9 protein-coding genes and 2 pseudogenes are annotated in these 11,831 nt (G+C 59.7%); 5 read left to right on the top strand and 6 right to left on the bottom strand.

Annotation, left to right across the window (positions count from 1 at the left end):
* Positions 1-294: 294 nt before the first annotated feature.
* Positions 295-642: pseudogene (locus DN412_RS46160) on the top strand (plasmid pRiA4b ORF-3 family protein); the annotation flags it as partial.
* A 241-nt stretch (positions 643-883) separates the two neighbouring features.
* Here the strand turns inward: DN412_RS46160 and DN412_RS40630 are convergent.
* Together DN412_RS40630 and DN412_RS40625 are read right to left on the bottom strand one after the other, a co-directional pair.
* A complete protein-coding gene (locus DN412_RS40630) occupies positions 884-1,651 on the bottom strand; it encodes an enoyl-CoA hydratase (RefSeq protein ID WP_115216681.1) in 768 nt (255 codons plus the stop codon).
* A gap of 21 nt (positions 1,652-1,672) precedes the next feature.
* Complete coding sequence (locus tag DN412_RS40625; protein ID WP_115216680.1) at positions 1,673-3,331, bottom strand: AMP-binding protein; 1,659 nt, start codon at positions 3,329-3,331, stop codon at positions 1,673-1,675.
* 236 nt (positions 3,332-3,567) lie between these two features.
* Here DN412_RS40625 and DN412_RS40620 point away from each other — a divergent pair, with 236 nt between their 5' ends.
* Genes DN412_RS40620 through DN412_RS40605 form a run of 4 tightly spaced genes read left to right on the top strand, consistent with a single transcriptional unit; the run spans position 3,568 to position 7,693 of the window.
* On the top strand, positions 3,568-4,290 hold the full coding sequence (locus DN412_RS40620) for a nitroreductase (RefSeq protein WP_167471193.1): 723 nt from the start codon (positions 3,568-3,570) through the stop codon (positions 4,288-4,290).
* A 44-nt stretch (positions 4,291-4,334) separates the two neighbouring features.
* Positions 4,335-5,705, top strand: coding sequence for an MFS transporter (locus DN412_RS40615; protein ID WP_115216678.1), 1,371 nt, complete (start codon positions 4,335-4,337; stop codon positions 5,703-5,705).
* A 19-nt stretch (positions 5,706-5,724) separates the two neighbouring features.
* Positions 5,725-6,483: an SDR family NAD(P)-dependent oxidoreductase gene (locus tag DN412_RS40610; RefSeq protein ID WP_115216677.1), complete on the top strand. Its 759-nt coding sequence runs from the start codon at positions 5,725-5,727 to the stop codon at positions 6,481-6,483.
* Positions 6,484-6,490: 7 nt separating this feature from the next.
* Entirely contained in the window at positions 6,491-7,693 is a 1,203-nt protein-coding gene (locus DN412_RS40605; RefSeq protein WP_115216676.1) for an acetyl-CoA C-acyltransferase, read from the top strand.
* Positions 7,694-7,760: 67 nt separating this feature from the next.
* On the opposite strand, the gene DN412_RS40600 is transcribed toward DN412_RS40605, so the two are convergent.
* The 4 genes and pseudogenes from DN412_RS40600 to DN412_RS44275 all read right to left on the bottom strand — a co-directional run.
* A complete protein-coding gene (locus DN412_RS40600; protein ID WP_244223069.1) occupies positions 7,761-8,513 on the bottom strand; it encodes a Crp/Fnr family transcriptional regulator in 753 nt (250 codons plus the stop codon).
* Positions 8,514-8,606: 93 nt separating this feature from the next.
* The gene (locus DN412_RS40595; RefSeq protein ID WP_115216675.1) at positions 8,607-10,298 is read right to left on the bottom strand and encodes an AMP-binding protein; all 1,692 of its coding nucleotides are present in this window, start codon (positions 10,296-10,298) and stop codon (positions 8,607-8,609) included.
* Positions 10,299-10,539: 241 nt separating this feature from the next.
* Complete coding sequence (locus DN412_RS40590) at positions 10,540-11,190, bottom strand: TetR/AcrR family transcriptional regulator (protein WP_115216674.1); 651 nt, start codon at positions 11,188-11,190, stop codon at positions 10,540-10,542.
* A 523-nt stretch (positions 11,191-11,713) separates the two neighbouring features.
* Positions 11,714-11,831, bottom strand: a pseudogene (locus DN412_RS44275) (IS630 family transposase); the annotation flags it as partial.

Below are 11,831 nucleotides of genomic sequence, written 5' to 3'. Positions count from 1 at the left end.
AGCATCGCCGCGCTACGGCGCCGCGCGACTGCCCTTGGCTTCCAGATCCATCCCGTGGGGACAGCTTCATGATAATGGCCCCCTCACGGTAGTCGTCTTCAATTCGTTTCTCTGGAGGGCGTCTTGCAGTTCTCCACCACCGTGGCAAACGAACTGCCACTGACTGCGTTTCGCCTCCGGCGAACACGAAGGCTTCGTCTATGTGTATGACTTCAACGGGTGGAGAGCGCGCCAAATCGGGGGCAAACGATGGGCCTACTGCTGAGAGGCCTATGAGGCACCTACAATGCGCGCATGGCTTCCTATCCTGGGCCGGCGATCTCCGTCCTTCAACTTCGAAATGCTCTGTGCGGCTTGAGCCCGCCGGTCTGGCGGCGTTTGCTCATTCCTGAGCACGTGACGCTGGCTCGGCTGCACGAGGTCATCCAGGCGGCCATGGGCTGGACAGACGATCACCTGCACCAGTTCATCATTCGTGGCCGGAGATATGGCGAAAGCCGCGAGGGCGCTTTGCAATTTTCCACGGCGGCAACCGCGCTAACGCTGAACGCATTTGCTCTGCGCGAGCACGAGGCCTTCTTCTACGTGTACGACTTCAATGCATGGTGGCGGCACGATATCCGCGTCGAGCGGCGCATGCTGAGGCAGGATATCGTGCTGTTGCCACGTTGCGTGGCTGGATGCGGGGCTTGTCTGCCGGAGTGGGATCCTGCAGGGACCGACGGAGGCGGAAGCCGCGGGATTACTGATGGACACGGGCTACGTGCGGAGGCATCAAGCCACGCTACAACTGGGTCCTCGAAAGCGCAGTCCCGGGGATGTGGAGGAATTGGAACTCCGGCCTTGATCGAACGGCATCCTCCGATCAAAGCCGTTGCGACGACTACAGGCCGCGCCAGCGCGGCGATCTTTTTTCGAGGAAGGCGGCCACGCCTTCCTTCTGATCCTCACCATCAAACAGGCGAAGGAACTGCTCGCGCTCGACGGCCAGAGCGGCTTTTCTCGGTACACCTTTTCTCGCCAGTTGGATCAGCTTCTTGCTTGCCGCGGCGGCGGTAGGACTCACCGAGGACGCTCGCTGCGCCAGTGCGATCGCGGTCTCCAGGCTCGTCCCGGTTGGGACAAATTCTTCAACCAGACCGATCCTCAACGCCGTCTCGGCGTCCACGCGCTCATTGCACAGGATCATGCGCTTCGCCCAGCCTTCCCCCACGAGTGCAGGCAGTGTCTGGGTTCCGCAACCGGCGGGCAGAAGCCCGACCGCGTTTTCGGGCAGCGCCATCTGGACGTGTGCTTCGGCGATGCGGATGTCGCAAGACAACGCACATTCCAGGCCGCCTCCCAGGGCGTACCCATTGATTGCGGCAATGACCACAGGCCTGGCGTTCTGAAGCGCTTCGAACGCTCGCCCAAAGTGCTGGGCGACTAATCGGGGATGATTGGGATCGCTATTCGCGATCTCCTTGAGGTCGGCGCCAGCGCTGAAGAACTTCCCTTCGCCCGTGATTACAACTGCCCGCACGTCCGCATTGGCGTTCAGTCGGCCGATCAGCGCCTCCAATACGGCAAGGCTCTCAATATTGAAGGCGTTAACCGGCGGGCGCTTGAGCGTTACCAGTGCGGTATGCCCGTCAACAATGCAATCGATCATAGTTCAGTGCTGCAAGAAGGGTTAACGTGAGCTGGCCAAATCGGTGATGGCCTCGCGGCTTCGGGCCATTTCGCGCAGCCGGAATTTCTGAATCTTTCCGGTACCGGTTTTCGGTAGCGCACCATAGACAACGCGAACGGGGCACTTGTAGTGCGCCAGTCGATCACGACAGAAGGCAATGACTTCAGCCTCGGATGGCTCGGCGTAGCCGTCTTTGAGCTCGATGAATGCGCAGGGCGACTCTCCCCATTTCGGGTGGGGTTGGGCGACGACCGCAGCAATCAGGACGGCCGGGTGTTGATGGAGGACATCTTCTACCTCCACGGATGAGATGTTTTCCCCGCCTGAGATAATCACGTCCTTGGATCGATCGGTAATCTGGATGTACCCGTCAGAGTGCACTACTGCCACGTCGCCAGTGTGGAACCACCCCCCTCCAAAGGCCCGCTCGGTGGCTTCGGGGTTCTTCAAATAGCCCTTCATGACGATGTTGCCCCGCAACAAGAGCTCGCCTTGTGTTCGGCCATCCCACGGTACCGCGCGCATTGTGTCGGGATCCGCGACGTATAACCCTTCTAGCGCGGCCGCACGGTTTCCCTGGCGTGCCATCAGACGAGCCTTGGCGTCCGGCGACATGGAGTTCCAGGCGGGATTGGCGTACGAACTGACCGGTGTGCCGGAAGCCTCCGTAATCCCATACACATGCTCGACGTCGAAGCCCATTTCGCTCACGGCCTTGAGTACGGTTGCAGGAGGTGGCGAGCCCGCCGTACGGATGCGAACGGGATGCGAGAACGCTCGGCGCTCTCCCTCTGTTGCTGTGGCGAGGGAGGCGAGCACAATGGGTGCCGCGCAGAAATGGTCCACGCCGTGCGCTTCAATCGCATGGAAGATGTTTGCGGCCGTCACTTTGCGCAGGCACACGTGAGTGCCGGCTGCTGCGGTAATGGCCCACGCGAAGCACCAACCATTGGCATGGAATAGCGGCAGCGTCCACAAGTACTTAGGGCCGCGCGGCATGCCCCAGTCCGTGAGCTGCAGCAGGCTCATCAGATACGCGCCGCGATGGCTCGGGACGACTCCCTTGGGATCGGATGTGGTTCCGGAGGTGTAGTTCAGCGCGATGGCATCCCACTCGTCCTTGGGATAGATTCCCGGAAAGTCGGCATCGCCTTGCCGGAGGAACTGCTCATATTCATGTTCGCCGATCAGTTCGTATTCGGGCGCCAACGTATCGGCGATATCGATGATCAGGGGAGGATTGTCGAGTCCCTCGAGGGCGGCCGCTGCAAGAGCGGAAAATTCCCGATCCACCAGCAGGACCTTGGCTTCGCCGTGCTTCAGGATAAACCGCACACCATCCGCATCAAGCCGGCAGTTGATAGCGTTCAATACAGCCCCACTCAGGGGGATGCCATGATGGGCTTCCACCATTGCCGGAGTGTTCGGGGCAAGGATCGACACGGTGTCGCCTTTTCCGATGCCGAGCTTGATGAGGGCACTTGCCAGGCGTCGGCAGCGCTCCCTTGTCGTGCTCCACGACTGGCGGAGGTTGCCATGAACAATGGCGTCCCTGTTCGGGTACTGCTCGGCGCAGCGGTCTAAGAAGTGCAGCGGGGTCAACGGAACGTGGTTGGCGTTGTTGCGCTCCAGGCCGATTTCGTAAATGTTGTTGCTCACGACTGTCTCCTACCGAGTTCTATGAGTACTGTGCTATGCGCACAAATGGAACCCGGAAAGTAAGCCGATTCCTCTTGCGACACTGTCTTGCACAAGACATTGCCGACGCGCTCGGCGTCGAGAACAGGAATAACCCGGAATTGTCGGCTATGTGACAGTACCTGTTCAACGCGAAACCTAGTCTCTTACCCGAAAGGCTGATGCAGCCATTTTGAGTAGAGAGCGTTAGCGTGAACCTGAACAGATTGAGTCCCCCTCCTGGGGAGCTTCCAGCCGTGCGTCGCGCGGTCGAATGGGCGATTACGACGCGCCGTAGCGTCCGTGCCTTCCTCCCGGAGCCCGTGTCAACCGACGTCGTCGAGGCGATCCTGAACACCGCGCGGTTCGCTGCGACCGGGGTGAATATGCAGCCATGGAAGGTCCACGTGCTGATGGGTGCCGCCAAGGACCGGGTCTGCGCGGCGATTCGGAACGTGGATGACGATCCGGCGCTTGCCGCAGAGCACGGCGACGAATGGGCGTATTACCCGCTGAAATGGACGTCCCCGTATCTCGATCGCCGTCGCGCGGTAGGTTGGCAGCTCTACAGCCTCCTTGGCATCGAGAAGGGCGACAAGGCCAGCATGCACGCCCAGCACGGCCGGAACTATCAGTTCTTTGATGCGCCCGTCGGCCTCTTCTTCACGGTTGACCGAATGATGAACCAGGGAAGCCTGCTGGACTACGGGATGTTCCTGCAAAACATCATGGTCGTGGCGCGCACGTACGGCCTGAGTACTTGCCCTCAGGCTGCGTTCATGAAGTACCACAGGATCATCGAACAGGAGTTGGCACTTGGTGCCCAGGAGAAGTTCGTGGTCGGGATGAGTCTGGGATATGCCGATGAGGAGCGCATCGAGAACTCACTGGCATCAGAGCGTGAACCCGCCTCCAGCTTTACGACGTTTCACAAGGAATAACCGCAGTTCACGAATGATTTGAACCATCAAAAATGGAGGAGACAATGACAAAAGAAATTGACGTTCAAAAAGTAGCAGACACAGCCAAGTTCTCTGGCTTTCACCGGATGATTCTCTTCTGGTGCGTGATGATCCTGGTGCTGGATGGCTACGACCTGGCGGTAGTGGGTGCGGCGCTGCCGTCGATCATGAAGCAGATGGGAGTCGATGCCACGAGGGCCGGATTCATGGCGAGTTCTGCGCTGTTCGGCATGATGTTTGGCGCGATCTACCTCGGCACGCTCGCCGACAAGATCGGCCGCAAGTTGTCCATCTGCGTGTGCGTCGGACTTTTCAGCGTCTTTACTGCTGCCGCCGGCCTGACGACGGACCCGATCAGCTTCAGTGTGACGCGTTTCTTGGCAGGCCTCGGTATCGGCGGCGTGCTACCTGTCGTGACGGCCCAGATGGGAGAGTTTGCACCCAGCAAGATCCGGGCTCGGCTCGTAACCGTCGTATTTGCCGGGTATTCGATCGGCGGGATTCTGGTTGCCCTGACCGGCAAGGGCCTGATCGAAGTATATGGCTGGCAGGCGGTGTTTTTCGTTGCCGGGCTGCCGGTGCTCTTCATTCCGTTCATCCTGTGGACCATGCCGGAATCCATGGCGTTTCTCGCAAGAAAGCAGCGGGACGACTCGCTTCGTGCTGTGGTTCGCAAGCTCGCCCCCGAGCTGCAGATTGCGTCGGATGATCGTCTGGTCGTGCCCCAGGAAGCGATGGCGTCCAATGCCCCCGTCGCGGCGCTTTTCGCCCGTGGGCGCGCCGTGAGCACTCTGATGATCTGGGTCGCCTTCTTTACCGGCCTCTTCATGGTCTATTCGCTCAGTTCGTGGTTGACGAAGCTCATGGCGATGTCCGGATACAGCCTCGGTTCTGCCTTGAACTTTGTACTGGTGTTCAACATCGGTGCTGTATGCGGCGCGGTCGGTGGCGGCTGGCTGGGGGACCGTTTCAATATTAAGCACGTGCTGGTGGCGTTCTATGCCACGGGTGCTGTGTCGCTTTCCCTCATGGGATACACGAAGGTGACCGAACTGCTGTTCGTACTCGTGTTCGTTGTCGGCGCCTCGACGCTCGGCACGCAGTTGCTCGCCTATGCCTATGCGGGGGAGTTCTATCCGGGCTCCATTCGTTCCACTGGCGTGGGCTTCGCCTCGGGCATCGGACGGCTCGGCGCCATCGCGGCACCTGTGCTCATCGGCGCACTCGTGGCAATGAAGCTTCCACTTGAACAGAATTTCTTGGCCATCGGCTTTGCCGGCCTGGTCGGGACCCTGGCGGTCATGCTCATCGATCACCGCCAAAGCGCATCCGTGCAACCGCCGCAGGAAGCTTCACTTTCCTCGCTCGATGTGCACGCATCCACCAACCGCTGAACCAAGTATTTCCGTAGACATGCAGATTCAGGACAACGTATTTGTGGTGACCGGGGCCGGCTCCGGTCTTGGTGCTGCCACCGCAACAGCACTTGCTGAGAAGGGGGCGAAAGTCGTTATCGTCGACCTCGATTCGAACACCGGACAAGAGGTCGCGCGCAGGACAGGCGGCGTCTTTGTCCGGACAGACGTCACAAACGAAGACAGTGTGAAGGAGATGTTCGACTTCGCTGCCGGGCTGGGATCTTTGCGCGGACTCGTCAACTGTGCTGGCGTTGCTCCTGCTGAAAAAGTGATTGGCAAGAACGGCGTGCATGCCCTGGCATCGTTCAGCCGCACGCTTCAGATCAACGTTGCAGGAACGTTTAATGTCCTCCGCCTTGGGGCGGCACTGATGGCAGAGCAGCAGCCGTCGGTCGACGGCGAACGCGGCATCATCGTCAACACGGCATCGGTTGCTGCCTTCGACGGCCAGGTCGGCCAAAGCGCATATGCCGCCTCGAAGGGCGCAGTCGTGGCAATGACACTGCCACTGGCGCGCGAACTGGCGCGATTTGGCGTACGGGTGGTAACGATCGCGCCGGGGATCATGGCAACCCCCATGTTGCTCGCCATGCCTGACGAGGTGCAGAAGTCGCTTGGGGCATCCGTGCCGTTTCCCCAGCGCATGGGCAGGCCACAGGAGTTTGCAGATCTTGTGCAGCACGTTATCGGCAACCCTTACCTCAACGGTGAGGTCATTCGTCTCGACGGTGCCATCCGTATGGCAGCGAAGTGAGGTACTCATGGTGAACTCGACAAACGATCCAGTCGTCGTCCTATCGGTGGCGCGTACGCCTATCGGTGGGTTCCAAGGCGAGCTGTCCTCCTTGACTGCTCCGGAGATGGGAGGGGCAGCAATCCGTGCGGCCGTAGAACGTGCCGGCCTGACTCCCTCCTGCATTCAGGAACTTCTCATGGGGTGCGTCCTCCCAGCGGGCGTTGGACAGGCGCCCACGCGGCAGGCAGGTATCCGCGGGGGCCTGGAGCTGGCTACGCCTTGCACCACTATCAGCAAGGTTTGCGGATCCGGGATGAAGGCGGTCATGTTGGCCCATGATCTGTTGCTGGCAAACAGCAACGACATCATGATCGCCGGCGGCATGGAATCCATGTCGAATGCGCCTTATCTGCTGCCAAAAGCGCGAGCCGGCTATCGGCTCGGCCATGGCAAGGTAATGGATCACATGTTTCTGGACGGTCTTGAGGACCAGTACAGCGAGGACACGCGTGGGCGCCTGATGGGTACGTTTGCCGAGGATTGCGCGGCGACGTATGGCTTCACGAGGGAGGCCCAGGACGAATGGGCGGTGATGTCGACGCTGCGGGCGCAGGCTGCGATCGACGCGGGTAGTTTCGCGTGGGAGACGGTGCCCCTTACCGTAGATGCCAGGAAGGGCCCGGTATCGGTAACGCGTGATGAACAGCCGCTGAAGGCTGACCTGAATCGAGTTCCCACCTTGAAGCCGGCCTTCAAGAGGGAGGGGACCGTGACGGCAGCAAATTCGAGTTCGATCTCGGACGGCGCCGCGGCGATGGTCCTTACCCGGAAGTCCATTGCCGACAAGAAGCAACTCCAGCCGCTTGCTAGGATCATGGGCCATGCGACGCACGCGCAGACTCCGGCGACGTTCACCACCGCTCCGATTGGCGCGATCCGGAAGCTTCTCGACGGATTGGGATGGGCCGCATCCGCGGTCGATCTTTGGGAAATTAACGAAGCGTTTGCGGTTGTTGCGATGGCCGTCGTGCAGGACCTGCATCTAGACCGGGAGAAGGTCAACATTCACGGCGGGGCATGTGCACTCGGCCATCCCATTGGCGCATCTGGTACGCGAATCCTGGTAACGCTTATCGGTGCGCTTCGCAGGACCGGTGGCCGCCGAGGAATTGCAAGCCTGTGCATTGGCGGTGGTGAAGCCACCGCCGTAGCGGTAGAGATGGTGTAGGGAGAGCGGCATTGCAGCCGGCCCGTGGGGCGGATGCAATGCCGAACGGTCGGGACAAGTTGCCAGATCAATCGCCCATGTGAGCGAATTGTCGGAGTCCTTCGAGATTCAGAATATGGATTGCGCCGTATTCCATCGCGATCATGCCGGCATCTGAAAGTTCGCGTAGGGCTCGATTCGTGTTCTGGCGCGACAGGCCGGAGAGGCGTCCAATTTCTTCCTGGGACAGCCCCAAGGTCCGGTCGGTGACGGGATAGAGTTGGCGGTGAAACAGTTCGGCAAGGCAGAACGCCACGCGGCCTGCAGCTTCGTGAAGCCTCAGGTTATGCACCAGCCCGACGTAGTAGCCGCAACGCGCGTTGAGTTGATCGATGACGTAGCGGCTAAAAGTGTGGTTGTGTTCCAGTAGCCAAAGGAAGGTGTCCTTAGGAACATAGGCGACCCGGCTGTTCTTCAGCGCGACAACGGAATACTGCCGTGGTTCGTTCTTCAGTACAGCTCCCTCGCCAAACCAAGCACCTGCGGGAACGCCGGCGAACGTGATAGCTCTCCCGCATGCGGAAGCCGTGTCCACCTTGACGATGCCTTCCACCACGCCGAGCCAATGGTCGGCTGGCGCACCCCGGTGGCATGCAGTACCGCCAGCGACTAAGCGCTTCTCAAAAGAATCGGCCATAACGCGCGTTCTTTCCTGATCCGTGAGATGGCCGAACCAGGCGGAGTTCTCGAAGAAAGACGCCAGGGCCGGACGCGAAACACGCTCGGAGAAAGGTGGTCGTGCGGTGACCTGGCTCCTAAAGTCGTGGGATAGCGTTTGCATGTGTGAATCTCTCCGGGTGCCGCTGAGGCGAGTCGTCACGGTTTGCCGTGCAAATAAGAACGAATGCGTGTGTCGAATGTCTCGACACAGTCGTCAGCATTCTTTTGTGCTATTGGCGGGGTTAGCAAGTCCGGCGTTCCGTGCTGCACGCAACACGAATCGTTGGATCTTTCCGCTAGGGGTCTTGGGGAGTTCGGTTGCGAAATGCACCCGCCGGGGGTAGGCGTGAGCGGCATAGCGGGTCTTGACCCACTGTTGGATCTCCTCGGCCATTGCAGGGCTTGGAGCGAATGCCTGACGCAGTACGACATACGCCTCCACCACTTCTCCGCGGATCTTGTCGGGAGCGGCAATGACGGCGCATTCCGCAACCGCCGGATGGGCGGCAATCACGGACTCGACCTCAAATGGTCCGATGCGATACCCGGCCATGATGATGACGTCGTCCTCTCGCGCAGAAAAAAAGAAGGCGCCGTCAGCATCCATTTTTCCCAGATCGCCGGAGAGATAGTATTCCCGGTTCGCGGAAAACTTCTCCGCACTCTTTTCGGGGGCTGCGTCGTACCCGTGGAACCACGCAAGCGGGCTCTCCGCGAGGTTGAAGGCGACACGCCCGATCTCGCCAGTCGGAAGTTCGACATCTTCGCTGCGGTCCAGAACGACGGCCTTCCACCCAGGCATTGATATCCCCATCGATCCTGGCCGGACTTCCCTAGCGAGGCGAGGATCGTGGTGGTTGTTAATGAGCATGCCCGCCTCTGTTTGGCCGTAGTGGTCAAAGACGAGGGTGCCCAAGGCCGACTGTGCCCATTCGTTCACGTCTGGGGTGAGCGGCTCCCCAGCGCTTGATGCGCAGCGCAGCTTGAGGTCCTGAGGCGGAGAGACTTCTGAGCACATGAGGGATCGATAGACGGTCGGAGCGGCTGCGAAATTTGTGACGTTGCGCTCTGCGAGGATTTGGTAAGTGGCCGCAGCATCAAAGACGCCTTTGAGCAGCAGGCTATGGACCCCAGTACTCAGAGAGCCGATGACCCCGAAGTAAAGTCCATACGCCCAGCCTGGGTCGGCCGCGCACCAATACACATCGCTTGGGCGCAGTCCAATGCCAAACTCGATATAAGCTCTAAACGCAGCAATGGCGCGTATCGGGACAACCACCCCCTTTGGCTTGCCCGTAGTCCCAGAAGTGTAGATATGGATAAACGGTGCGTCTCCTCCCAGGACCGCAGCAGGCACTTTCGGGCGTCCCTCGGCTGCGAGATCGTCGAATTTATGAATCTGCCAACCGGCAAGGGAAGTGTCATCGCGGCCAATGACGACAAGGTCGGTAACGGCGATGGGCTGTTCGTCGCCTTCAGTTGCTACGAGCTTGCCAACTTGGGATGCGTCGCAAATCGCGACTTTTGCCTTGCTACCGGCGAGACGCTGTGCGATGGCGGGCGGCGCGAACGCTGTAAATAGCGGGACGTGAACCGCTCCCAGGCGCCAGATCCCGACGAGACCAATCAAGTATTCCACACTCTTTCCTGAAAGCGTCGCGACTCTATCTCCCGCCCGGACGCCAATGCTTGCGAGCCCCGCCGAAAATGCCTCGGATCGTCGTTTCAGTTCGCCATAGGTTAGGCGCTCCGTGTTGCCTTGAGAGTCGAAGACGTCATAGGCAACCTTGTCTGCAGGGTGGCGGTCGCACAGTAACCACGCCAGGCACGCCGAAGGCGCTGAGTATTCCGAAACCAGCTCGGCGACCCGGTCATCCAGCCCCGAATTGAGTTCTAACGTACTCATGAGTGTGTCTCCATACAGGGGGTGGTCGTCGCTCTAGTCGCTGGCCTTAAGTGAATCCAGATTTCACTTAAGACTAAGTTGCACCTGTACGTCTGTCAAGCCTTGCGCTCACAGGGAAAGTACTAGCATGGAAAGAAGGCGCGCGCACCACAAGTGTCTCGTAGACTACATTTCGACAGTGTGCCGCCCTTAAGTGAAATGATGATTCGGGATTAAATCCTGGGAAACTGACGGCCGATGACTAGCCTGCAGGCATGGGCGGAAAGGTGAGCATGCGTCCGGCGACTCCGCGAAGGCAGAACGTTATGATCGACGCGGCGTGGGAACTGAGGGACGTGGATGCATCGGCGGCGCCGTTGCTCAGCGGTGCGACCAAGCCTTCAAACAGGCAGCCGACAATGCAATCGGCCGACGCGGCAGCGTTCTGCGTTGGAAACTCGTGGTTTTCTACGCCCTGTTCAATGATTGTCTTGAAGACCCGGGAAAGCGCACGGTGGTAAGTCAGACGGGCAGCCTCCACTTCCGGCTCTACAGGTTCGGCTACAAGCGCGTGCGCGAGTCTTCGGCCACGCAGCGCACGGCTGGCAAAAGTCCACGCAGCGGCGCCAAGCTTTTCACAGGCGGACCCGTCGCGCATGGCAATGCCCGCGACCACGTCCACCTCGCGTTGAGCGGTCGACTTGACGACCTCGACCATGAGTTCGGTCTTGGACGGAAAATATCGATACAGCGTTCCGATCGCGATCCCGGCAGCATCCGCTATAACGGTCATCTGTGCTTCACGAAACCCTGACTGGGCCACGAGCTCGCGAGCAGCTTTCAAGATCAAGGGATGCTTATCGGCGCCGCGGCGTCGGATGCGCACGCGAGGAGGATTCAAAATATCGTCCATGTCATCCCTTGAGCCGGCAGTTCAAGTAGTTGGAGAATGTCGTTGCCAACCGTAGTGGCAGACATTATGCCACTGCACCGTAGTGGCGTCGTGGTAGGCATCCGAGTGCCCCCTTGGGCAGGCCTACCCGTTGCTGCCATATGCGTGATCGATATCGGGTGCAGTGGCGTACGCAACGAATTCGGTGACCAAAGCTCTCCGGCCGCACAATTTGCTACGATAAGCCCAGTCCGTGCAAATGAAGAAGTAGCCCTGCGCTACCCCTAGCGCCGGGCTAATGCGAATGTCGCGTCTCTCAAGCGTGACAACTCTGAAGCAGCCTTCGTGTGGTTCCGAGGCAGGCAGACATTGTCTCGATCGAGACAGTCGAACACTAATTTGGCTTGGCGAATCGCTGCTGCGCAAACTGATTGCCCTGTGTTGACTAGCCGAACCGCGAGGTCGCTAAAGTCCAGAGACTGTCATCCGGCGCAAGCGCAACTGAATGATAGGGGCCCGAGTCGCGACGTTGTATGGCACTTACTCAGCAGTCGGAAATATAGGCGACAGATGGAGCGTCGAAGAATGAACGGACAAGACGCGGCTTATTCTGGACGTCGGCGAGTTGCTCCTCGATCCGCTCGCGTAGCCTCTCGCCCTTT

Source organism: Cupriavidus lacunae, assembly GCF_003353055.1.
GTDB classification, from domain to species: domain Bacteria; phylum Pseudomonadota; class Gammaproteobacteria; order Burkholderiales; family Burkholderiaceae; genus Cupriavidus; species Cupriavidus lacunae.
The sequence above is the reverse complement of the archived record's forward strand: the minus strand, read 5'-3'. Positions and strand labels throughout refer to the sequence as shown.

What these genes read in the sequence shown, in the direction of transcription:
- DN412_RS40595 (WP_115216675.1), bottom strand. Translation starts at nt 10,298, where the DNA reads ATGAGTACGTTAGAACTCAATTCGGGGCTGGATGACCGGGTCGCCGAG.
- DN412_RS40610 (WP_115216677.1), top strand. Translation starts at nt 5,725, where the DNA reads ATGCAGATTCAGGACAACGTATTTGTGGTGACCGGGGCCGGCTCCGGT.
- DN412_RS40605 (WP_115216676.1), top strand. Translation starts at nt 6,491, where the DNA reads ATGGTGAACTCGACAAACGATCCAGTCGTCGTCCTATCGGTGGCGCGT.
- DN412_RS40600 (WP_244223069.1), bottom strand. Translation starts at nt 8,513, where the DNA reads ATGCAAACGCTATCCCACGACTTTAGGAGCCAGGTCACCGCACGACCA.
- DN412_RS40615 (WP_115216678.1), top strand. Translation starts at nt 4,335, where the DNA reads ATGACAAAAGAAATTGACGTTCAAAAAGTAGCAGACACAGCCAAGTTC.
- DN412_RS40630 (WP_115216681.1), bottom strand. Translation starts at nt 1,651, where the DNA reads ATGATCGATTGCATTGTTGACGGGCATACCGCACTGGTAACGCTCAAG.
- DN412_RS40590 (WP_115216674.1), bottom strand. Translation starts at nt 11,190, where the DNA reads ATGGACGATATTTTGAATCCTCCTCGCGTGCGCATCCGACGCCGCGGC.